The organism is Arthrobacter sp. MP_M4 (genome assembly GCF_035984855.1).
Lineage (GTDB): Bacteria > Actinomycetota > Actinomycetes > Actinomycetales > Micrococcaceae > Arthrobacter.
Window position 1 is genome coordinate 1 of the sequence record NZ_JAXCHX010000039.1, and the last position, 21456, is coordinate 21456.

A 21456-nucleotide genomic window follows, 5' to 3' on the forward strand; every position below is an offset into this window, starting at 1 on the left:
TCTGCCCGGGCCCTCATGGATCAACCAACCCAAGGAAAACACCGAACAGTCAGCCGCCTAACTCCCGTTGGTACCGTTCAGCTTGAAAAATTCCGGATGCGGTAGGGGCGGGCGCCGCGCTGGCGCCGGTGCTGCTGGCACCGGTGCTGGTGCTCGATGTAGGTGCGGACGAGCAGGCGCTGAGGCCCAGCGCCAAAGCAGCCGTCAGAAGTATTCCGCCGAATTGCTTGTTCATCATTTTTCTCTTCTCATTGACTGCCTCGTGCCATCTGTTGCGCTGAGACTGCGTTCACGATTAACTTTGACCGGCCATCTCGCACGCATGGGCATACTTCACTTGTCGGCGGACGTTCACGGTACGAGTACGCAGGCCCGCGCGATCGATAGCACTGCTCCGCCCCACTCTTGGCCCAACCCGGATCGCCGAATAGGGGATTAGGTCACTGTCCTCGCAGCCGGGCAGGCTGCCCGAACGAAAGGGACCGTCCTGATGATGTTCTGAGGCCAAGACCAGAGGGGACGCGGGGTTCACACTGTGCGCTGGATCCCGCGCAGGCCACCGGGAGCCCGTGGATTGGTTGTCGACGCTTCAGCTGAGTTTCTGTGCGGGTCGCGGGAAGGTACTACCAGGACCGTCGTGGATGTGCTTTCCCGGACGGCCTGGCTTGCTGAGCCACGAAGGTAGCCGGGTATGCCACTCAGACCGCGTGTTCCGATGACCAGGAGTGGGGCACCGCGTGAGGTTTCTGTGATTTCCTAGGCCGGAGTGCCTGTCAGGGTGAGGCTGTCGCCCGGGAGCCGGGGGTGCTTGCCATTGATTTGAGCAGGAGATTCTGGAGCCAAGGGGAGTGCTGCTTCGTCGGCCTATTCCAGGGAGGCCATGGGCTGCGCACCCTCCGGGAGTGTGTCATTGATCAGGCTTGTGGATGTTGCCGTGGCGCCCAAAGATCCGGCCTTCTGCGCATCTTTGGCTACGGCCTGATGCGACTCCGTGTAGTCCAGGTCCGCTTCGAACTGAGTCATGTCCGGAACGCCGGCGTCTTCTGCGGTCTGCAGCAGGCCCTCCCGCCGGACATCGGCATGGCCGCCTTCGGTGGCTACGGCGAAAACCGCCTCATTGAACTTTCAGAACTTGCACGTGGTGTCTGGCCTGGTTTTTCAGGGCCGTGTACCCGCGGTGCCCGGCCACGGGCGTGGCCAGGCACCCCGGTCTTCAACTGCTAGGCGTTCACCCTGTAGTAGGCGGGGCCGGAGCCGACGTTCACGTCAAAGATGACGGTCTGGTTGCCGTTCCATCCGCTGTGCATTGCTTGTCCGTTGCCGAGGTAGATCGCGTTATGTGAGAATCCCATTCCGCCGTCGGCATAGTAGATAAAGTCGCCGGGTTCAGGCGTCGATACGGGAGTGGCGTAGGCCATCAAAGACTCGGGGGATTCATCGCCGACACCTTGAATTCCTGCCGCTCGCAGAGCCACTTCTCCCAGAACCGTGCAGTCCTGGGTGGCGCCGGTCTGGGCGAGAGCTGAGTTGAGGACCGTCTGGTTGATCGGAGACGGTGCCTTCTGGCCGCCGTCGGAGCTCGCCGGCACCACCGCCGAAGGCTGGTACGTTTCACCGGCGGATGCTGCAGGGGCGATCGGTGCCGGAACAGCTGCCGATTCCACGCCCGGGGTGCCTGCTGCCCCGGAAAGCGTTATGACATCTCCCGGATAGATGATGGAAGACATTTGAAGTCCGTTCAGCGACAGGATCGCGTCCAGGGAGACTCCGTTCAGCGCCCCAATCCGGCTGAGGGTCTCCCCGGCGTTGACGGTGTGGACGGACGCACCCCGGGCGGCCGCCTGGCCAGGAATGACTGCCGAGGAGGAGACAGCCCCCGGTGCAGTTCCACTCTGCGGGTCGGATGCGGTGGCTCCTGCCTGGGCAGGGGCGGCCATGCTCAGCACGAGCCCGGATCCCACGGCGACCAGGACGGCCTGGCGGCCGACCCTGCCCCTGTGGGTGGAGACGCTTCGAGAAATGGTGGACAGTCTGCTGCCGGTGGTGGCTCTGTGGCGGCCGTGGGTATTGTTGTTTGACATTGCTTAACCTCTCCCGATACCTGCGAGGTGAGCTGTCGGATGCGGATGGGAGTCACCCGGCCACCGGACGTTAGTGCCGGCGGCTTAACCCCAAGGATTCATTGAGAATCCATATTTGGTTCCCCCGCCCCTGCCGGAGCTATGTGGTGTAGGGACCTCGGCGGGCGGCAGGGTTAGGTAACAAGCCGAGTGTGCCGCGCCCAGTGGGCGGCACCGCCCTAATCTACACGCAAAATCACAAATGTATAAACATTTAGACTGTATCGTTGCGTCTAGGGGGCCGAAGGGATTTCTATCCGGTATTCGACGTTTCGCGGGGGACCCCTACCGCATAGGTGCCGGGCTGGTCGGTGGGGAACAAGGCGGTCCCGTCGGGGGGCATGGCCACGGGAAGGACATAATCGCCCGAGGTTGAGCTGGCGCCGGAATCGAGTTGGACCCTGGCGCCTGTGCCGTTGACATCCGCGTAGGCCATTCCCGGCCGCTGCGAAATCAGAAACACTGTGTGGGTGGAGTCATCCACGGTGGCCATGCCTGTTGGTGTTCCGTCGACTTTGCCCAGTGGCGGGCCGGTGGTGGGATCGGGAATGACATTAACGGCTGTCCCGGCAGGGTCGGTTCATTCCAGAATGATCACGCACCCGGTTGACGGTCCGTGAGCGCCCTCGTACCGGGCCTTCGTCCCGGACCCGGCAAGGGAAAGCGCGTTGGGAGTGTTGGCGAAGATCAGTCCGTTGCCGGGAGAGGGGCCCGGGACCTCTGTCGGTCCCCATAGGAGGTCCCCGTCCGCGGTCGAGAACGCCGTGGCAACAGTGATGCTGATCCGGTCTTTCGTGTCCTTCCTGGCGTCGGAATCGAGGAGGACAAGTGCCGCTTCCCCGCCGAACTGTGTGGGCGTGGAGTACCGCACGGGACGATGATGGCGCCGAAGGACACGTCTTTCGGCGCTTTCTTCATGGGCCGGGTCATTCTCTTGATTCCCTTGCCCGGCGGGAGGATCGTGGGCCCCGCGGCACGACGTCGTAACGAAGAAGCGCGTTCTCCGTACGCGTCGGTTGTCCATATTGGGAGGCACGATGGTGGCAGGGGCAGTTTTCCGGGTTGTAGTGGGGGTCGACGGGTCAGGCTCGTCGCTGGCAGCTCTTGAATGGGCCGTTGAAGAGGCCATCGGCAACGGTGGTTCGCGGAAGGGCGGCCGTGAGCTGCCAGCTCAGTCGCTGGACCATCCGCAGTTCTTGAACCTTTTAAGTAATTCCTCATTCCGGTATCGATGGCGTGCCGTTGATCCTGCGCTCATGCCGGGGGGCGTGGCTGGAAGTGGAGCGTTTCCAGATAGTTCTCGTCGTACCTCTCTTCCCTGGGTTCATCGTTGGGGTAACCACCGGGAAGTGCGCCCCGGTTCAGACCGGCCAGGAGTATATGCTCCAGCCCCGGCATGGTGGTCATCGTCGTTCTCTGCACAGTTCCGGTGGACAGGGCAGGCATTTTGGTGTTGGCCATATCATCGATTCCAGCCACGCCTGGTGCGACCAGGAGGAAGCCCGCGGCCGCTGCCAGGGCAGGAACCATTGCATTTCTCCATGCGCTCATGCCCTGATCCTTCGCTCCGCACATGGGAACAGGACATCCAAGGCCTGTGGAGAGGCTGTGAAAGCCAGCCCGCAGGGACGCTCCGGCACACCAGCCTCGGGAGAGATTCAACGCCACCATAATGCGCGGTGTTCGCGGTGACGTGCGCGGATATTGAGAGGGTGACGGGGTTTGTCATGAAAGCGCGGATTCTGGCAGTCCCCGGTGCCGTCCTCCATCGTCCCAACGCGGGATCATTTGGCGTATCTCCGGTGCGGTGGGATGGGCGCCAAATGATCCGCGTTGGTGCGGATCAGGCGAACAGGACGTCACCGACGAATCCGCCGTCACGGCACCCCGGCGGGATGGCGAACACAGCCGAGCCGACCGGCGTCGTCCATTGATTGAGCATGTCCATTTGATCGAGCCGGCGCTGGATCGGCGTGAACTGCTTGTCGACGTCGGCCTGGTAGGACACGAATATCAGTCCCGAGTCGGAGACCCCTCCGGCGCCTGGAGCGGCATCGTAGTTGTAGGCCCGGCGAAAGATCCGCTGGGAACCGTCCGCAGGCCGGGCCCGGCGCAGGTGCGAGACTTCCGAGATCACCGGGAACCCGAGCTTGGACACGGCCGCGAAGTCCGGCTCGTCGTGCTCGTGCGTCCCGGTCAGGGGCGCGCCGTTGGACAGCCGGCGGCCTACGGATTCCTCCCGGCCGATGCGGTCCGCTTCGTCCCACTTGTCCAGGTTCATCGCGATCCGGCGGACAACCACCGACGTGCCGTTCTTAATCCACGAGGGAATGTCTCCGCCGCCCCAGACCACCTGCTCGTAGTCCGTGCTGTCCGGGGCCGGGTTTGCGGTCCCGTCCACCTGGCCGAAGAGGTTCCGCATGGTGGTCCCGGATTTTTCGCTGCCATAGGAACGCCGGAAGCCGGCCTGAACCCAGCGGACGGTCGCGAAGCTCCGGCTGTCCTTCAGCAGCATCCGTTGGGCATGCGCCACGGTCAACGGATCATCCGCGCAGACCTGGAGCAGCAGATCACCGTCGGAGAACCCGGGCTGCAGCCGGTCGATGCTGAAGGCCGGCAGCGGTTTCAGCCACTCCGGTGCCTGTGCGGGGTCCACTGCGGCCACCAGGCCGGGGCCGACGCCGAACGTGACCGTCAGCCGGGCCGGCACCCGGGCAAGGTCACCCTCGGTGTCAGCCAGTGCCGGTCTTCCCGCGCAGAGGTCCGCGGCATCGTCACTGAGCAGCCGCAAGAGCGACCTGACGTCCGCTCGCGTCGTTCCGGGCCGCAAATCCAGGGCGACAAAAACACCGTGGGCCTGCGCCGCCGTCGTAATACCCGCCTGGCGGTCGCCGTGAAACGGAATCACGCCGCTGCCGTGGACGCTCTCCGCGGAGTCAACCGGTGCAGTAGTCGCCGCCCGCTGAACGCCCGCCCCGGCGAGCTGGGCGCCGGCCGCGGTCAGCGCCCCGAGCCCAGCGGCGGCGCCGCCGAAGAGCAGTCCGCGCCGTGGGAGCTTCCTCGGGACGCCCGGCCCGTCACTGCCCGCGAAGGAGCCTGCGGGCTGCTTATACCCGGCCATTACTTTGAGGTCGGCGACGGTGCGGAAGGGGTTGCGCTGCCGGCGGCGCCGGACGGCTGGCCATGCGACCTGCCGGCGCCCCCTTCATCGACATAATTCTCGTTGGCGCCGCTGAAGTCCTTCGCCACCGTGGTGAATTCGAAACTGCCGCCGCCCGCCAGCTCCAACGTGAACGTGACGTCGGAACCGGCCACGATGGGCGCGGTTAGCCCCATCAGCATCAGGTGGCTGGCGCCCGGCTCCAGTATCAGTTCGCCGCCGGCCGGGATGACAAAGCCGCCCTCTTTGGACCGCATCTGCATGGCGCCGTCGGGTCCCGCGACGGTTTCGTGCAGTTCGACCATCCGGGCCGCGGGGGTCGAGGCGCCGGTCACGGTGATGTCCGCGTCGGAGGTGTTTTTGATGACCCCGAAACCGCCGGTCATGCCGGAAGCGGCGGCTTTGACCCATGGCTGGTTGACCGCCAGCGCGGCGGAGGCACTGGCCGGGGTGGCGACGGCAGCAGACGCGGACGGTACCGGGGTTGCGGCTGAGGGCGAACAGCCGCTGAGGGCCAGGGACGCGGCGGCGAGAACGGAAAGGGCGGGGTACATGAGCTTCTTGGACATGATGGTGCTCCTGAATCGTGGCGGGCGGCCGCGGAGGGCCGGTCCGGAAAGTGTTATTCGCGGGGGGACTGTGTGTTGCGCTTGATGCGCCGGAGGCCTGCAATGACCAGATAGATGCCGAGACCTGCGGCGGCCGTGATTCCGGCCGCCGGCAGCCAGCCGGGCACACCGGCGCCGTCCCCGGTGCCGGCTGCCGCGTTTGGTTCAGCAGTGGCCGTGGGGTTGGCGGAGGCTGCGGGCGCAGCGGCGGCAGGATTGCCGACGTGGAACCGGTAGCCGCCACTGATCGGGTGACCGTCTGCGGAGACCACCCGCCAGCTGACCTGGTAGCCGCCGTCGGGAAGTTCCGGAAGCGCCTGGGTCAGCGTTTCCCGGCTGAGTACCGCGGCGCCGCTGACCCAGTTCTTGGCGTTGTCATCGACGACACGGACCTCGTGCCCGAGCGTGAGCAGGGGCGAACTGAAGGTCAGGGTGATGCTGGCAGCTGTCTTGTCCAGACGCTCATCGGGCGCCGGACTGGACGAAATCAGCTGGTCGTGGGCAAAGGCCGCCGGTGCTGCCGGAAGGCTGGCGCCTACGCAGAGCAAGAGGGCGGCGAGCAAGGTTGCTCCCAAACCAGGATTCCGCCATGTTTTCAAGGGTCTTCTTGTCATGACCGCTTCCCGCCCCGCCGCTGTCTTGACAGCCTGGCGGGGCTTTTCGGGTGGAAAGGCGACGGGCGCCTAGGACTCGAGCGGAAGCAGGGGAGGCCCGCGATAGCGCGTCACCAGCAGGGGCGCGCCAAGGTTGTGCAGCGGCATGACGGGCCGGTTGGCGGGCAGGGCGGCCGGCGCCGGACGCACCGGCAAGGGCAGCAGAAGCGGGAGGAAAGCCGTCACGCGCAGGCGGATGGCCTGAACCAACTGGGCGACGGCGAGCTCGCCGTGGCGCAGGATGGCCACGGTCAGGACGGCAGCTACTGCGTGACCCAGCCACATCAGTGGCGAGGCGTGGTCCGCCGCGGAGGAGAGGAGGGTACCGGAGGGTTCGAGCGCGGACGAGTGGGCATGGTGGCCGCCGGCCAAGGCGCTGGACGCATGCGGGGCCGCTGCTCCGCTGAACAGCCAGTGGAAGAGTCCCTGGCTCAGGGTCACGCCGGCCGAGAGTCGCCACAGGGACAGCCCGCGGCCCGTCAGCGCGGTGCAGGTCAGCCCGGACAGAGCCAGCGCCAGCAGGAGCAATGGAAGTTCCGGAGCGTTCCCGCCAGCCAGGAAATGCGACCCGGCGGCGATCGAGGTCGCGACGACGGCGCCGATCCAGCCGCGTACAAGGCGCAGGCCGCGTGCCGTCATTCGTCCTCCTCGCTCACGGTAATTCTACAGGCCGTCGAAGACGACTTCGCCGACTTTTGGGTCAGGGTCGTCACTGCCGTCGCAGGGGAACTGGAGTTGGTCAGAGATTGTCCGTTCAGCGCCCAGCGGCGACAGGGCCGGAGGCCAGTATCTCACATACCCTTGGGGGTATAAGAGTTGTTAGCCAAGAATCAGCTGCGTGCGGGGGGCGCCCGGCTCGGGTGCGAAATCGGCGGGATGCAGTAACGTCGTCATGCCAGCAATTTTATGGAGCAATCGGTCGGGAGCGTTGTGACGGATCAACAGGGGCCAGCATCAGCCCCGCGGGAGGCGGGTGCTGAGGAAAAGGCCAAAGGCAGCCCGCTGTGGAAGACCGTCAGCGCCGAACTCCTGCAGGAAGTCCTCGCCGGTGGATTTGCCGAAGGGTTCCCCGGCGAACTGGAACTCGCCCGTCGGTACGGAGTAAGCCGGGGCACGATCCGCGCCGCCCTGGCACCCCTGCGCGAGGCCGGGCACATCACAGCGCACCCCGGGAAGAAGCCGACCGTGGTGGCTGGGAGAAGTACGGCGTACGGGCCCATTTACAGCGTCCTGGCTTCCATCCGGGAATCGGGGATGGAACATCGCAGCGTGGTCCTGGATCAGCGCTCCGTGGTCAATGCGGAGGTGGCGGCCAAGCTCTCGCTCCCACCGGACGCTGAGCTCTTCCACCTCTCCAGGGTCCGCCTCGCTGACGGCGAGCCCATCGGCCTGGACCAGGTGTGGCTCCCGGCAGCGATTGCCGGGAAACTTCTGGAGGCTGATTTCCGCGATGCGTCGCTCTACGGAGAGCTGGACCGTCGGTGTGGCATTGTGCTCGACGGCGGGACGGAGCAGCTCACAGCGGTGCTCGCCACCCCCGCGCAGGCGGCCCTGCTCCGGGTTCCGGAGAGCTCCGCACTGTTGCTGATCGAACGGACCGGATGCCACCGGGCACGCGACCTCGAATTCCGTCGCAGCTACGTCCTGGGTGACCGGGTGGCGATCGCGACCGCCTTTGGCTGCAAGGACACCCCGCGCCGTAGAGGTTAAGGGGCCGCCGGCGGGCGAGGCACCGGGCATCGGTCTTCCGAGGTCGCCCTCTTCAGGAATGCCCACAAGAGCAGTGTGATGGAGACCGTAGCCAGCAGGGGCTGGATCGGTTCGAAATACTGCATGGCGCCGGACGTTCCGAGGGCCAGCAGAACCAGCTTGTTGCAGACCGGACAGCCGACGGCAAAGAAAGAGACGATCGTGCCGGCCGCCCCGAACCGGCCTCTGCCGTCCGATTCTCCGGGGCCGGCAGAGGTCCCGCCGGCCCCGCTTCCGGGTGCGGCTCCCAAAGAGACGTAGGTAGCCAGGAGTAATCCGGTCAGGACGGCCGTCACGCCGAGCACCGGGAAGGACCACCACGTCGGCGGGACTTCACGGCTGAACAGGGGAGTGTTGATCAGATCGGTCGGGACGGCCACCACGAGGTAGGTGACGGCCGCGGCAGCCGCAGCGGCCAGCCAGCGATGCGCCGGCCATTGCGCCAGGGCGGAGACCAGGGCCTCGTACTTACTGTGGATCATCCGCTGCCCCTGTCCTTGCTTCGGACCGATTCCGCCCAGTCACAGGCGATTCGCCGTTCCGGCTTCTGAAGTGCAGGGCCATGCCGAGGGCGAGGATGAAGGCGGCGAACCCTGCGACGATGAGGTCGGGGACGCCGGCGGCAACTTCCGTGGCAGCCGACTCTGCCTGGAACTGGTCTTCAACGGTTAGGACGCCGCCCAAACCGGCTGTGCCGTCGCTGGCGAGCAGGAGCACTCCGATGCCGACGGAAATCAGGCCGGAAATGATCATCAGCCAGGAGTTTGACCAGGACCCGATGGTGAGCGGGCGCGGGCGCAGCCAACGGCGGCCCGAAATTCCCAGCCGGTCCCAGACGAGGGCCAGGACGAAGAGCGGCAACGCCATGCCGAGCGCAAAAATCGCCAGGAGAACCCCGCCGTAAACAGCGCTGCTGCCCACGGCAGCGACGGTCAGGACGGAGCCCAGGATGGGCCCGGTGCAAACCCCTGCGACGCCGTAGACGGTTCCCAGGGCGAAGACGGACAGCCTGGAGGATCCCGTGCCGGCAACCGGGGCCAGGCCGGAGGGAAGCCGGACAGCGGCGATCTGGGCAACGCCCAGGAGGATCACCAGGACCGCCGAGACGCCAATCAGGACCGGCCGGTGCTGCGTGACGAGGGAACCGAGCACGCCGGCAAAGATGCCCAGCGGCACCAGGGTGGTCAGCAGGCCCAGATAGAACAACCCCGTCCGCGCCACAAGTTTGGTCCTGGTGGAAAAGGCGTAAGCAAAGAAGGCCGGCAACAGGAGGGCTGAGCAGGGGCTCAATAGGGTAAGGACCCCACCCAGAAAAGCGCCCGCGTAACCGATATCCATCAGTTGCTCTTGGCCGATTTCAGGGCAGCATCGATGGCCCGCTCGAAACTGGCCAGCGGTTGCGCGCCTACGAGTGGCGTGTCATTGACGAGGAAGGTGGGGGTGCCGGTTGCGCCTATGGATGCAGCCTCTTGGGCGTCTTTGGACACAGCGGCCTTCAGTTCTGGGGAATCCAGGTCCGCCTCGAACTTTCTCATGTCCGGCATTCCTGCGTCGCGGGCGAGTTCGATCAGCCGCTCCCGGGGCAACTCGGCATGACCGCGTTCCGGAGCGATGGCGTAGACCGCCTTATTGAATTCCCAGAAGCGCCCCTGCGCTCCGGCAGCCCGACCGGCAACTGCGGCGGCGTTTGACTGGGCACCAAAGACCGGCAGATCACGCCACTCGACTCTCAGGTCCCCGCGCTCAACATATTTCGCGACCAGTGGTGGCAGGGTGTCCCGGGAGAACAGTCCGCAGAAGGGGCAGCGGAAGTCGGCGTACTCCACCAGGACAACCGGCGCGTCCGGGCTTCCGATCGCGGTCGGGTCGTCAGCTATGCGCCGGGCCATGTCCAGCTTTTCGCCGGTGGTATTCTGCGGATCCCGGGACTGCTGGCCTTGATCAGCGGTGTTTTTCTGGGCCGACGCGCCCTGGTAGGAAACCAGTCCCACGAACAGAAGTAACACGGCAATGCCCAGCGTGGGCAGGAGAATTGATGCAGCACGGGGGCGGAACCTGCGGGCTGCAGGTTTGGATTTGGTCAAGGGGGGCATCCGGGCTCCTCGAACGTTCCGCTAAGGAACGAAATGTTTAGACATTTAGTAGTCTGCGACGCTACGTGACATCAGTACGGTTGTAAAACGCCCCCTGTTCCAAGCCCAAACCCAGGCCGCGCTACCGCCGCACCGCCGTGGACCGTCGCGTAACGAATGTTTGTACATTTGCCTCGTGCGGCCGCTAGCATGCAGGCACAGCCCGGCGCCGAATGGGCCGGCCCATTTACCTTAGAGGAGACCAAATGTCTGAATCCGCGTCCCGAAATTCAGTCGAGGACGTCCCCGGAACCGGCGGTACCCGGCCAGGGGAGGCGCCGGACCAGACCCTACGGGGACTTGTGGCCCATGCGGCCGGTCCCTTGCCGGACGGCGCCCTCGCGGGCGTCTTGCGGAGCGGCCAGAATGCAGTTGCGGCACTCGCGCCGGGCGTCTTCGTCGAGGTTGTTATCCAAGGCCCCGGGGTGTCACGACTGGCGCAGGGCTCGGAATCCGAGGGCGACGTTTCCATCGCCGTCGCCAGCGGCATCCGGGTCTTGGCTTGCGGGAACAGTCTGCGGTCAGCCGGGGTGCCTGCGGAAGGCCTGCTGCCCGGCGTCGAAGTAGTTCCGGCGGCCATCGCCCACCTCGCCGAACGTCAATGGAACGGTTGGGCTTACATCCGCCTTTAACCCGCGCTCGGCGGACGTGGCTGCGTCCTCAGTCCGGTGGCCGCAGTCTGGACTGAGGGAACGACGGAATATGGCCCACCTCCCGCCGGCGTCAGCGTGGGGCGGCAGGAACGGAGCGCTCCAAACTCGGCTTCCGGATGGCCGTGGCACCCCTTTCCGTCCGGCAGGTCCCAGGGACCTTAATCCCAAGCTCCGCCCCAGGCATTCCCGACAGGACCCTTATCCATAATGACTGCCAGTGATTCCTTCATTCCGTCCCCGACCGTCAGCGCCATTCATGTCGGCCCGCTGACCATCCACTTCTATGCCCTCTGCATCTTGGCCGGCATTCTGGCGGCCATCTGGCTGGGATCCCGGCGCTGGACGGCCCGCGGCGGCAGTCCGGGGGAGGTGATGGACATCTGTTTTTGGGCGGTCCCGGCGGGGATTATCGGCGGCCGAATGTACCATGTCATCACAGACCCCGAGCTCTACTTCATTCCCGGCAGGAATCCCTGGAACGCCTTCGCCATCTGGGACGGCGGCCTGGGCATTTGGGGCGCCGTCGCCGTTGGGGTTTTGGGGGCGTGGATAGGCTGCCGGAGGGCAAACGTCTCCCTGGTTGCCTTCCTGGACGCGGTGGCACCGGGTGTGCTCCTTGCCCAGGCGCTGGGCCGGTGGGGTAACTGGTTCAATAACGAGCTCTACGGGGACCCGACCACCCTCCCGTGGAAACTTCAGATCCACCAGATGGACAATGCCACTGGATCTGCGCTCACCGATGCCTCTGGCACCCCTGTTGTGCTGGGCTATTTCCAGCCCACGTTCCTGTACGAGTCCCTCTGGTGCGTGGCGGCCGGGTTCCTCATCCTATACTTGGACCGGCGTTTCAGTCTCGGCGCAGGCAGCGTCTTCGCACTCTACGTCGCCGGCTACACCGCCGGGCGGTTTGCCTTTGAACTGATGCGCTCCGACTACGCCAACCTTATCCTGGGGCTCAGAGTGAACACCTGGGTCGCGGCACTGATCTTCCTGGCAGGTGCCACCGGATTTGTCCTGTTGTTCCGCCGTGAGCGCTCCGTCGCCTTCAGCGCCGCCACGGCGCCCCATCACACGACGGCGCCCGGTCCGCGGGTACCGGCGAGAAGACAGAACACCCCGAAAGACGATGCCCGTTAGGCCACCACATGAGGGGAGGATCTTTGCCCTCGTTGCCGCAGGCGTGTTCCGCCATTGGTGACGCCTGATGAACGCGGCGGCGCCTCAGTGCTCCACCAAGGGGCTCTGTCCGTCTCTCAATCCCGGCTGCTCTCAAGATGGGGGTTGCCGGACGGGCCGGGTTTGGTGGGAAAGAGCGGACGGCAGGTAGTGCAAACTCCGCTTTCATCCCCGTCATCGGAGGACGTTACGGCGTTCCGCTCGAGTTCGAGGCGCTCCCGTAGCGCCCATCCCAGAAGGGCCAGTGCGAGAAGGGCGAAGGCAGGCTGAATCACCCCCGCCAGAACTGCGGGGGCGGCGCCGCTGAACAGATGAGTTGCCAGGGTATCCTGGCCGGTGGAGGTTGCAATCACCAGCCCGGTAAGACCGAGCACGGGCCAGCGGGTGTCGCAGACTGTGGCTTCGGCTCCGATGGGGGCGCCGACGTAGCTGCCGACTAGCAGGCCGGCCAGAATCGAACCTGCCGCTACGATCACGACGTTCCACCAGGCTGCACCGGCTCCCGCCATCATGCCGTTCACGGACACGACCACAGCCGCGGTGCCGGCAGCGGCGATACCTGCGGCGGCTATTCGGATCGGGCGCCAGCTTCGCAACAGACGCACGTCACCGCGCGGCGGATGCCTTACTCCGGCCTTTGCACGGCCACTGTCGCTCGCCGTTATTTCCTCGATCCGGCTGCTCGCATCCATGACCGTTCCTAGCAGTGCACGGGTTGTGGGGCCGAGGCGCGGCGCGCGTGCAGTGCGGTCCAGATGACAACGACTGCTACCAAGGCCATGGCGAGGAAACCCAGTCCGGAATAACCCATTGAGGCCAGGGCCGGGCCAGCCAGTGCTCCGCCGAGGGCGCCGGCGGCGTTCATGCTCAGGTCCGAGATGCCTTGGATGGCGGGACGGTCTTGGATGTGGACGGACTCGGCCACCATGGCCGAGCCGGCGACGACGGAAGCGGACCATCCGAGTCCGAGCAGCACGAGGCTGATGGTGACGGCGGTTCGGGAGTCCGCAGCGACACCGGCGATTATCAGGGAGGACAGGAGCAAGCCCTGACCCAGGAGTATGACCGGCAGTCTCCCGGTCTTGTCCGCCAGCCATCCGAACACGGGGGAGAGGGCGTACATCCCGGCGATGTGCAGACTGATGGTGAAACCCACGATGACCAGGCTTGCTCCGTGCTCGCGCAGGTGCACCGGTGTCATGGACATGAGTGCCACCATGGTGGCGTGGCTGAGTGCGACAGCGGCCACAGCGTAGCGCGCCTTCGCATTGCTGCGCAGTATCAGCGAACCGCTCCGGGGCCGGGGCGCCCCGGCGCTTGAGTCCCGCAGCGACATCGCCGCCAGCAGCGGGTCGGGGCGTAGCCCGGTGAGGTAGACCAGAGCGGCGGCCAGTTGCGCGGCCGCAGAGAAGGCGAAGGCGCCCGTCAGGGGCGGCAGTCCGACGGCGGCACCCACGGCCTCGCCCGGGCCGAAGAGGTTGGGGCCCAGTACCGCGCCGATGGTGGTGGACCAGACGACGACGGAGAGATCCCGCGCCCTGGTTCCGGGTTGGGCAAGGTCGGTGGCGGCAAACCTGGCCTGGAGGTTGACGGCGGAACCCGCCCCGAGCAGTATCAGTCCAAACAGCAGCAGGGGAAAGACCGACACCCACGCCGACGTAATCGCAATGACGGCACCGGTTCCGGCGATCAGTGCTCCGGTGGACAGCGAAATCCGCCGTCCCCGGGCGACCGCAAGCCGGGCCAAGGGTACGGCAGCCACGGCCGCCCCCAGAGTGCTCATGGTCGCTGCCATGCCGGACCACGCCGGCGATCCGGAAAGCTGTGCCGCGAGCAGGGAACCAAGCGACAAGGTCGCGCCCATGCCGATGCCGCCGAGGATCTGGCCGCCGACGAGCACGGAGACGACTTGGCGCTGCGGCGGGATACCGACGGCAGGGCTGGCTGGGGGCGTGAGGGGCCGTGGGCCTGCGGACCCGGGAATTGGTGGCATTATGCCAGTATCTCAGATACCCCAAGGGGTATGCAAAAGTTTCGCGCAGGGGTTGGCAAATAATACCCGTGGGGGTATCGTGGCTGGCGTAGCCACCCTATCTGAGGAGTCACAATGTGCAGTCCCGTCCGTTGCAGTAACTGTGGAAAAATCACTTGGGCCGGTTGCGGCGAGCACGTCGAATCGGTCATGGCCGACGTCCCGGCGGAACAGCGCTGCACCTGCTCCTGACCCGGTCACACAGGAACTGCCCCGTAGTACGTCCCCGGAGCCTGGGGACGTACTACGGGGCATTGTGTGAGCCGGGTGAAGCTGCGGAGTCATCTGATATGCCTTGGCGGGGATCGCCGGCGCATGTGCTTCCGCGATGACCACGGTCTGACTGAAGCCCGATCCAGGACGGACGCGGCCGAATACGATGGCTGCGTCCGGTCGTTATGGGGCAGCCCGGAGGTGAGGTTGTCCCTAGGCGCGCCGTATATGGCGCGGATGACGCGCCGTCTAAGCCGTGGGCTCCCGGGGTCTAGGGATTTGCGGTTGACTGTCCGGCGTCGCTGGCGAAGGCCACCGAGATCTCGGGGACAGCCATCAGCGTGTTGTGCACGGTGCAGTGGGAAGCTACGGCGAGGAGCGCCTCCCGGCGTTCGTCGGGCACGCCGGCGGGGATAGTGAGGAGCACATCGATCCGGGCGACGCGCGCAGGGCGTGAACCCATGTTGAATTCCGCCTCAATGGCCAGGCCATCGGTGGGCAGGTCGTGCCGGTCCAGGTAGCGGCGGGCGTAGAACGCGACGCAGCCGGCAAGGCTGGCAATGAACAGTTCCGTCGGGGTGGGGCCGGTGTCCTCCCCGCCGTCACCGACCGGCTGGTCGGTCCTGATGGCGTGACCCCGGACATTGATGTCAAAGCGGTCACCGCCCAGGTGCACGACGCGTACCGGCTGATGGCTGCCCGATGCGGGGCCATGCGCGGGCGTTGCGTTGCTTGAGGTTGTGGTTGGTTCGCTGCTCATGTGCGTGCTTCTCAATCCGTAGGTCGGGCATGCCCTGCGCCCGGACGGGCGCCGGGGGGCGGGTGCGTTCCTAGGATGCCGGGGCGGCTGCCATCTTCGCCCGGACCTCTTCCATGTCCAGCCCTTTGATGCCCGTGATGAGCTGTTCCAGCCCGCTGGCGTTCATGGCCCCCGGCTGGGAGAAGACGAGGATCCCTTCCCGGAAGGCCATCAGGGTGGGGATGGAGGTGATGTTGGCGGCAGCAGCGAGGCCGGGCTCGGCCTCGGTGTCCACCTTTGCGAAGACGATGTCGGCATGGTTATCGGAGGCTTTACTGAACGTGGGGGCGAACATCCGACACGGTCCGCACCAGGCCGCCCAGAAGTCCACCAGCACGATGTCGTTGCCGGTGATGGTGTCGTTGAATGTCTTTTCGGAAATATCGATGGTTGCCATGTAATGATTATATACCCAGGGGGGTATCCGGACAACAGCAGGCCGACGGGTCTGAGTTTGCATCAATACCCCCTGGGGTATCATGATGGAAGGGGTAAATACCTTCCCGCGCTCCCGGACATCGTGAAAGGACACCAGCATGAAGAGCATTTCAGTGGACGACCTGGCAGCACTCGGGTCTGATGTTTCCATCATCGACGTCCGGGAAGAAGAGGAGTACTCGCAGGCCTGGGTCCCGGGAACGCGGAACATTCCGCTTTCTCGATTCCTCCGGTCCCTCGGTGAGGTTCCAATCGGGCGAACAGTCTACGTGATGTGTGCTTCCGGCGGCCGCAGTTCCCAGGCCACGGCGGACCTCGCCGGGCAGGGCTACGACGCGGTGAATATCATGGGTGGCATCACCGAGTGGTACCGCAACGGGCACCCGGTCACCTACCGGGCGGGAGGCAAGTGAGCATGACCTCCACAGTCAGCCTCCATCAGCCCCTGCCCGGACCGGACGCCGGCAGCCGCCGCACCGTCAACCGCCTCAAGCGCGCCCGGGGACAACTCACGGCCCTGATTGACGCCGTCGAATCCGGGGCTGACTGCCGCAACGTCGTCACCCAGCTCTCGGCGGTCCGCGGAGCCCTGGACAAAGCCGGATTCGAACTGATCTCAACAGCGATGCGCGCCTGCCTGACCGAACCCGCGGACGTACTTACATCAGGCCGCGAACAGGATGGGATGCCGGGCCGGAAGCCCACCCTGGAGGAAATCCGCGCACTCTTCCTGCGCCTGACCTAGCCCGCCGCCGTCCTTTGTCCCGGAAAACCCCGCAGCCCACACTTATCAGCAACAGCCCCGAACCACCGAAAGGTCCAGCCCATGGAAATCACCCCACAGCAGCTCGCGGAACAGCTCAAGAGCGGCAGTGACGCCCAGATTGTGGATGTCCGCGAATCAGCTGAAGTCGCCGAGGGCATGATCCCCGGTGCCAGGCACGTCGCCCTTGGTGAGCTGGCCGGCCGGCTCCACGAACTGGACAAGGCCCGGCCCGTCATTGCCATCTGCCGCAGCGGGCGCCGCAGCGCCGCGGCCGCGGACCAATTGTCAGCCGCAGGCTTCACCGCCTACACCGTTCCCGGCGGAATGCTCGACTGGACCGCCGCGGGCTTCCCCGTTCGCTGACCCCACCAGACTGCCCGGGCGGCATGTCTTTCATGTGCCGCCCGGGCTTCCACCTGCCCGGACCGTGTCCTGACACAGTGAACCGGGCGGTGGAGGGCGGCTACCGCAACGCGGGGCCGCCAGCAGAAATGCTCCAAGATATACCAAAATTGTTCCAAGATATTCCGAAAGTGATGATGACTTCCTTGAAGACCACCCCCGTTGAAACCGCCCCGCAGTCCATTGACGCCACGACGCTGAAGGCGTGGGAAGAGAATCATGATGATTTGATGGTCATCGACGTGCGCAGTGGCGCGGAGTTCGATTCCCTGCATATCAAGGGTTCCTACCATGTGCCGCTGCCGATGCTCAGCGAGCACACGGAGGAATTCGCGGCGAAAATGGGCACCCGTGTGGTCCTGGTCTGCCAGTCAGGGAACCGGGCCGAGCAGGCCCGCAAACACCTGGACTCCGTCGGCCTGGCCAGTGCCAGCGTCCTGACCGGGGGAGTCCCCGCCTACGCCGCCGCGGGCGGCACCGTGGTCCGCGGACGCGGACCCTGGGCTATGGAACGCCAGGTCCGGATGACGGCGGGCTCCCTGGTGCTCGCCAGCATCGTCGCGTCGAAATTTCTCTCCCCGAAGCTCGGCCTGGTCGCCGGGGGCATCGGCGCAGGGCTGACGTTCTCCGCCGCGACCAACAGCTGCGCCATGGGCCAGGCGCTCTCAAAGATGCCGTGGAACCGCTCCGTCAACGAGCCCACCGCGCACCAGGCCCTGCAGAACCTGGACGCCAAGGCATGATCCTCACCGCGGCGGCGTTCGGGCTGATCGTCGGGGCCCTGCTGGGCCTGGTCGGAGGCGGCGGATCCATCCTCGCCGTCCCCGCCCTGGTCTACGGGGTCGGACTGCCGCTCGCCGCGGCAATCCCGACCTCACTGGTCGTCGTCGGCGCGTCCTCCGCCGTCGCGGTATTACCCCGGCTCCGGAACGGGGTGAACTGGCGGCTGGCGCTGATCATCGGCGCCGCGGGCACCGCCACCGCCTACCTCGGCGCGGCGGTCAACCGGCTCCTGGACCCGAAGATCCTGCTGTTGGCCTTCGCCGCGATCATGGTCTTCGCCGGCATCCGCATGCTGATGCCCTCCACAACCGCCGGCGGCGCCTGCGCACTGCCCGGCGGCGGGATCAACTGGCGCAGCTGCCTGCCCAAGGCCATCGCCACCGGCGCCGTCGTCGGGTTCCTCACCGGCCTGCTCGGCGTCGGCGGCGGCTTCCTGATCGTCCCCGCCCTCACCCTGGTCCTCGGGCTCCCAATGGCCCTGACCGTCGGAACCTCCCTGGTGATCATCGTCATCAACTCCGCCGCCGGCTTCGCCGCCCACCTCGGCGACCTCCAGATCGACTGGGCCGTCACCGCAGCCTTCGCGCTCACCGCGATGGTGGCCTCGCTCGCGGCCGGGCGGATCGGCACCAGCATCCCGGACAAGGCGCTCAAGCGCGGCTTCGGCATCCTCGTGCTGGTGATCGCCGTCTACGTCGCTGTTCAGGCGCTGCTCTCCTAGGGGGCCTGCACAGAAAACAGGGAAGCGCCGGAGGGTATGTCCTCCGGCGCTTTCCTTATGCCTCAAGCCGGTGCGTGTGCGCCGGCAGGGGGCCACCTATCGTCCGAACAGTTTCGCGAAGAAGCCCTTGTCGGCCGACTTCTCCTGCTCGTGCCCGCGGCACCGCTGGGAGGCCGGAACCCCGCGCATGACCTGGTCCACGTGCTGGCCGCAGCCCGCCCATGTCGTCTTCTGGCACTTCTTACATGTCACCGCACGGCACATCTGGTTGCTCCCTTGCCTGAATGGATCGTCACATCAGTATACCCCATGGGGTATTAGTGGTGGGAATGATGCCTCTTGGCAGACAGGTCAGCGGTCTGTTGAGGCGATGCGGACGGAACCGTCCGGGGACGTGGCCTTTTAGTGTCGGCTCTCTGCTGCGGCTGCCAGGGGGCGGGTCGTTCCCACGACATCCGCCCCCGGCAGCGGGATCCTCTTGATTCGACTGCGCATCGGGAGGATTGTGGGCCGTGCGGCACGACTCCTTGCCGTGAAGAGACAGTTTCCATGGCGGGAGGCAGGATGGCGGCAAAGGCGGTTTTCCGGATCGTTGTCGGGGTCGACGGGTCGGAGTTTTCGCTGGCAGCTCTGGACTGGGCCCTTGACGAGTCCCGGCTGAGAGCAGGGCAGGTTCACGTTGTCACCGCATGGCACTATCCCGTCATCGGGGATGCCGCCGGCAGGGCTGAGGACCACGAGATCTTCGGAGAGACTGCCCGGCACGCACACGATGACGCGGTGCGGCGTGCATCCGAGGCCGGGGTTGCGGTCACCGGCGAGGTGACGGAGGGTCATCCCGCGGAAGTTCTCCTCAAGGCCGCGGCCGGGGCCGATCTGCTGGTGGTTGGATCGCATGGTCATGGCGGGTTCGCTGGAATGCTTCTGGGCTCGGTATCGAGCCACGCGGTGCACCAAGCCCACTGTCCCGTGCTGGTCGTCCGCGCCGGCGCGGCACCAGCCCAAGGCTGAGGGCAGGTGCCCGGGCCTCAGGGGCTCTCACTTTAGGGGATTGTGGTCCATGTTGCGCATCCGGACGGCCACGAGGATTCCCGACAGGCCGGTGAGTGCGGCGACAACGGCGACTGCCGCGGGGATGCCGTAGGCGTCCGCGAGGATTCCGGCGAGGAGGGCACCGACGGCGAATCCGCCGTCGCGCCAGAGCCGGTAGATCCCGACTGAGCGTGCCCGCCAGGCCGGGTGGGCGACGTCGCCGATCGCGGCCAGCAGGGTGGGGTAGACCATGGCGGTTCCGGCGCCGAGCAGGACCGCTGCGGTCAGCCAGAATCCGAAACCTGTCCCGAGGGCGACCATTGCCAGTGCCACTGCCTGGACGAGCATGCCGCCGACGATCAGGGGCTTGCGGCCGTACTTGTCCGACAGGGCACCCGTGATGAGCTGGCCTGCGCCCCAGACGGCGGGGTAGACGGCGGCGAGGATGCCGATCTTTTCGATGCTCAGTCCGGCGGCGGCGAACAGGACCGGGAAAAGGCCCCAGGCGAGGCCGTCGTTGAGGTTGTTCACCATGCCTGCCTGGCTGACCGAGGACAGGGACTTGTCCCGGAAGCTGGTGAGGGTGAAAATTTCCCGGTTACTCAATTCTCCGTGGGCGGCGGCGTGGGCAGAGGTGTGGTTGGCGGCCTCGAGCTTGGCATGGTTATGGGTTTCCTTGACGGCGAAGACCGAGAGACCAAGGCCCAGGGCGATGTAGGCGGCGCCGAGCAGGAACGGTCCGGGCCGGAGCCCGTAGTTGGCGGCGATGTAGCCGGTGGCGAGGGCGGTGGCGGCGACGCCGAGGTAGCCGGCGGCCTCGTTCAGGCCCATGGCCAGGCCGCGGCGGGAGGGGCCGACGAGGTCCATCTTCATCATCACGGTGGTGGACCAGGTGAGGCCCTGGCTGATGCCAAGGACGATGTTGGCCGCGACGATCCAGCCCCAGGACGGTCCGAAAATCAGCAGCAGTGGAACAGGAAGGGCGGTGAGCCAGCCTGCGATGAGGACGGGTTTGCGGCCGTAGCGGTCCGAGAGGGTGCCGGCGAAGTAGTTGGTGGCGGCCTTGGCGAGGCCGAACGCCAGGATGTAGGTCAGGGCGGAGGTGTAGAGGTCCAGGTGGAAGACCTGTCCGGCCAGCAGCGGCAGTACCGTGCGTTCCTGGCCGAGGGTGCCCCCGACGAGGGCGTTAACGGTGACGAGGAGCATGAACTGGGCCAGGTTCTGCCGCAGCCCCAGCGAGAGGCCGGCGCGTCGCGGGTTCTCCCGCCGGACCGCACGGTCCTGCGGTGAACGGGCGTTACCGGGCGTCATCTGTTTACTCCACTTATTTTGGGACAGACGTTGGCGGCGGCCCGGTGTCCCGGACCGCCGCCAACGCATGTCAATCAATTACCTCGGGTCGTGCCGCGATCAGTTGCTGGAAACGGATTCGCGTGCCTGCTGCCAGGTGGCCCATCCGGCGTAGCTGCCGTCGAGTTCGACGACGTCGAAGCCCGCGCGGCGCAGCGCGCTGGCGGCGACGGAGTTCCGGACCCCGCTCTGGCAGTAGGACACGATGGTGCCTTCGGCGGGGAGTTCGTCGAGGTTCCACATGGCCCGGCCGCCGCTGAGCTGGTGGGAGCCGGGGATGTGTCCGGCGGCGTGCTCGGTGCGGTTGCGGACGTCCAGCACCATCGCGGCGTCGAAGCCTTCAAGTTCCTCAGGCTGGATCAGCTTCGGGATGCTGATGGGCAGACCCTCGAGGCTGGTGACGTATCCGGCGACCTTGTCGATGCCAACGCGGACCAGGTGGTCCCACATCTCCTGCGCGGCGGCCTGGTCCGGGGCCAGGAGCACGAGCGGGTTCGTGTCGGTTTCGGGGTTGATCACCCAGGCGCCGAAGCTGGCCGTGGATTTCCCGGCCGGGATGTTCACGGACCCGGTGACGGTGCCCTGGTGGACCTGGTCGTTGGGGCGGGTGTCGATGAACGTCACCTTGTCCGCACCGAGTTCTTCTGCGACGGTGGCGGGGTCGAGTTC

28 protein-coding genes and 1 riboswitch are annotated in these 21456 nt (G+C 66.1%); of the genes, 9 read left to right on the forward strand and 19 right to left on the reverse strand.

Translation table 11 applies throughout. From position 1 onward, the window contains the following. Positions 1–528: 528 nt before the first annotated feature. The 10 genes from RCH15_RS19155 to RCH15_RS18135 all read right to left on the reverse strand — a co-directional run bounded on the left by RCH15_RS19155 (position 529) and on the right by RCH15_RS18135 (position 7180). Positions 529–753, reverse strand: coding sequence for a universal stress protein (locus RCH15_RS19155; RefSeq protein ID WP_409017537.1), 225 nt, complete (start codon positions 751–753; stop codon positions 529–531). A 111-nt stretch (positions 754–864) separates the two neighbouring features. Beyond that, a complete protein-coding gene (locus RCH15_RS18095; protein ID WP_326962041.1) occupies positions 865–1023 on the reverse strand; it encodes a hypothetical protein in 159 nt (52 codons plus the stop codon). 197 nt (positions 1024–1220) lie between these two features. Further along, complete coding sequence (locus tag RCH15_RS18100) at positions 1221–2081, reverse strand: C40 family peptidase (protein ID WP_326962042.1); 861 nt, start codon at positions 2079–2081, stop codon at positions 1221–1223. Between the two features lie 3 nt (positions 2082–2084). Further along, a riboswitch (cyclic di-AMP (ydaO/yuaA leader) is annotated at positions 2085–2237 on the reverse strand. A 136-nt stretch (positions 2238–2373) separates the two neighbouring features. Then, on the reverse strand, positions 2374–2613 hold the full coding sequence (locus tag RCH15_RS18105; protein WP_326962043.1) for a hypothetical protein: 240 nt from the start codon (positions 2611–2613) through the stop codon (positions 2374–2376). 87 nt (positions 2614–2700) lie between these two features. Next, entirely contained in the window at positions 2701–2991 is a 291-nt protein-coding gene (locus RCH15_RS18110) for a hypothetical protein (RefSeq protein WP_326962044.1), read from the reverse strand. Positions 2992–3374: 383 nt separating this feature from the next. Then, on the reverse strand, positions 3375–3671 hold the full coding sequence (locus RCH15_RS18115; protein WP_326962045.1) for a hypothetical protein: 297 nt from the start codon (positions 3669–3671) through the stop codon (positions 3375–3377). A 292-nt stretch (positions 3672–3963) separates the two neighbouring features. Beyond that, entirely contained in the window at positions 3964–5241 is a 1278-nt protein-coding gene (locus RCH15_RS18120; protein WP_326962046.1) for a Dyp-type peroxidase, read from the reverse strand. Beyond that, positions 5241–5849, reverse strand: coding sequence for a copper chaperone PCu(A)C (locus RCH15_RS18125; RefSeq protein WP_326962047.1), 609 nt, complete (start codon positions 5847–5849; stop codon positions 5241–5243). Before RCH15_RS18125 ends, RCH15_RS18120 begins: the two co-directional genes overlap by 1 nt. Positions 5850–5902: 53 nt before the next feature. After that, positions 5903–6463, reverse strand: coding sequence for a copper resistance CopC family protein (locus tag RCH15_RS18130; RefSeq protein ID WP_326962048.1), 561 nt, complete (start codon positions 6461–6463; stop codon positions 5903–5905). A 108-nt stretch (positions 6464–6571) separates the two neighbouring features. Continuing rightward, positions 6572–7180 (reverse strand): hypothetical protein, encoded by a 609-nt coding sequence (locus RCH15_RS18135; RefSeq protein WP_326962049.1) that lies wholly within the window; start codon positions 7178–7180, stop codon positions 6572–6574. Positions 7181–7471: 291 nt separating this feature from the next. Between RCH15_RS18135 and RCH15_RS18140 the strand changes: the two genes are divergently transcribed. Beyond that, on the forward strand, positions 7472–8251 hold the full coding sequence (locus RCH15_RS18140) for a GntR family transcriptional regulator (RefSeq protein WP_326962050.1): 780 nt from the start codon (positions 7472–7474) through the stop codon (positions 8249–8251). On the opposite strand, the gene RCH15_RS18145 is transcribed toward RCH15_RS18140, so the two are convergent. The 3 genes from RCH15_RS18145 to RCH15_RS18155 are packed head-to-tail and all read right to left on the reverse strand — an operon-like array spanning position 8248 to position 10383. Beyond that, the gene (locus RCH15_RS18145; protein ID WP_326962051.1) at positions 8248–8772 is read right to left on the reverse strand and encodes a hypothetical protein; all 525 of its coding nucleotides are present in this window, start codon (positions 8770–8772) and stop codon (positions 8248–8250) included. The genes RCH15_RS18140 and RCH15_RS18145 overlap by 4 nt on opposite strands. Further along, a complete protein-coding gene (locus tag RCH15_RS18150) occupies positions 8759–9628 on the reverse strand; it encodes a cytochrome c biogenesis CcdA family protein (RefSeq protein ID WP_326962052.1) in 870 nt (289 codons plus the stop codon). The genes RCH15_RS18145 and RCH15_RS18150 overlap by 14 nt, the downstream gene beginning before the upstream one ends. After that, on the reverse strand, positions 9628–10383 hold the full coding sequence (locus RCH15_RS18155; protein ID WP_326962053.1) for a DsbA family protein: 756 nt from the start codon (positions 10381–10383) through the stop codon (positions 9628–9630). The genes RCH15_RS18150 and RCH15_RS18155 overlap by 1 nt, the downstream gene beginning before the upstream one ends. Positions 10384–10628: 245 nt before the next feature. Between RCH15_RS18155 and RCH15_RS18160 the strand changes: the two genes are divergently transcribed. Next, positions 10629–11054, forward strand: coding sequence for a DsrE family protein (locus RCH15_RS18160; RefSeq protein ID WP_326962054.1), 426 nt, complete (start codon positions 10629–10631; stop codon positions 11052–11054). A 228-nt stretch (positions 11055–11282) separates the two neighbouring features. Beyond that, positions 11283–12212, forward strand: coding sequence for a prolipoprotein diacylglyceryl transferase (gene lgt / locus RCH15_RS18165; RefSeq protein ID WP_326962055.1), 930 nt, complete (start codon positions 11283–11285; stop codon positions 12210–12212). A gap of 116 nt (positions 12213–12328) precedes the next feature. Here lgt and RCH15_RS18170 read toward each other — a convergent pair whose 3' ends face one another. The 4 genes from RCH15_RS18170 to trxA form a co-directional block, all read right to left on the reverse strand. Continuing rightward, the gene (locus RCH15_RS18170; protein WP_326962056.1) at positions 12329–12943 is read right to left on the reverse strand and encodes a hypothetical protein; all 615 of its coding nucleotides are present in this window, start codon (positions 12941–12943) and stop codon (positions 12329–12331) included. Between the two features lie 8 nt (positions 12944–12951). Beyond that, positions 12952–14244: an MFS transporter gene (locus RCH15_RS18175; RefSeq protein WP_326962057.1), complete on the reverse strand. Its 1293-nt coding sequence runs from the start codon at positions 14242–14244 to the stop codon at positions 12952–12954. A gap of 523 nt (positions 14245–14767) precedes the next feature. Next, positions 14768–15256, reverse strand: coding sequence for an OsmC family protein (locus RCH15_RS18180; RefSeq protein WP_326962058.1), 489 nt, complete (start codon positions 15254–15256; stop codon positions 14768–14770). A gap of 70 nt (positions 15257–15326) precedes the next feature. Continuing rightward, positions 15327–15692, reverse strand: coding sequence for a thioredoxin (gene trxA / locus RCH15_RS18185; protein ID WP_326962059.1), 366 nt, complete (start codon positions 15690–15692; stop codon positions 15327–15329). Positions 15693–15831: 139 nt separating this feature from the next. Here trxA and RCH15_RS18190 point away from each other — a divergent pair, with 139 nt between their 5' ends. The 6 genes from RCH15_RS18190 to RCH15_RS18215 all read left to right on the forward strand — a co-directional run bounded on the left by RCH15_RS18190 (position 15832) and on the right by RCH15_RS18215 (position 19416). After that, complete coding sequence (locus tag RCH15_RS18190) at positions 15832–16146, forward strand: rhodanese-like domain-containing protein (RefSeq protein WP_326962060.1); 315 nt, start codon at positions 15832–15834, stop codon at positions 16144–16146. Between the two features lie 2 nt (positions 16147–16148). Further along, positions 16149–16478, forward strand: coding sequence for a metal-sensitive transcriptional regulator (locus RCH15_RS18195; protein WP_326962061.1), 330 nt, complete (start codon positions 16149–16151; stop codon positions 16476–16478). 81 nt (positions 16479–16559) lie between these two features. Then, the gene (locus tag RCH15_RS18200; protein WP_326962062.1) at positions 16560–16862 is read left to right on the forward strand and encodes a rhodanese-like domain-containing protein; all 303 of its coding nucleotides are present in this window, start codon (positions 16560–16562) and stop codon (positions 16860–16862) included. A gap of 176 nt (positions 16863–17038) precedes the next feature. Next, positions 17039–17644: a rhodanese-like domain-containing protein gene (locus tag RCH15_RS18205; protein ID WP_326962066.1), complete on the forward strand. Its 606-nt coding sequence runs from the start codon at positions 17039–17041 to the stop codon at positions 17642–17644. Continuing rightward, on the forward strand, positions 17641–18405 hold the full coding sequence (locus RCH15_RS18210) for a sulfite exporter TauE/SafE family protein (RefSeq protein WP_326962063.1): 765 nt from the start codon (positions 17641–17643) through the stop codon (positions 18403–18405). Before RCH15_RS18205 ends, RCH15_RS18210 begins: the two co-directional genes overlap by 4 nt. Before the next feature lie 564 nt (positions 18406–18969). Beyond that, positions 18970–19416 (forward strand): universal stress protein, encoded by a 447-nt coding sequence (locus tag RCH15_RS18215; protein WP_326962064.1) that lies wholly within the window; start codon positions 18970–18972, stop codon positions 19414–19416. A 27-nt stretch (positions 19417–19443) separates the two neighbouring features. On the opposite strand, the gene RCH15_RS18220 is transcribed toward RCH15_RS18215, so the two are convergent. Both RCH15_RS18220 and RCH15_RS18225 read right to left on the reverse strand, forming a co-directional pair. Then, positions 19444–20643 (reverse strand): MFS transporter, encoded by a 1200-nt coding sequence (locus RCH15_RS18220; RefSeq protein ID WP_326962067.1) that lies wholly within the window; start codon positions 20641–20643, stop codon positions 19444–19446. Between the two features lie 204 nt (positions 20644–20847). Continuing rightward, the coding region (locus RCH15_RS18225; RefSeq protein ID WP_326962065.1) for a rhodanese-like domain-containing protein at positions 20848–21456 on the reverse strand (609 nt) is incomplete at its 5' end.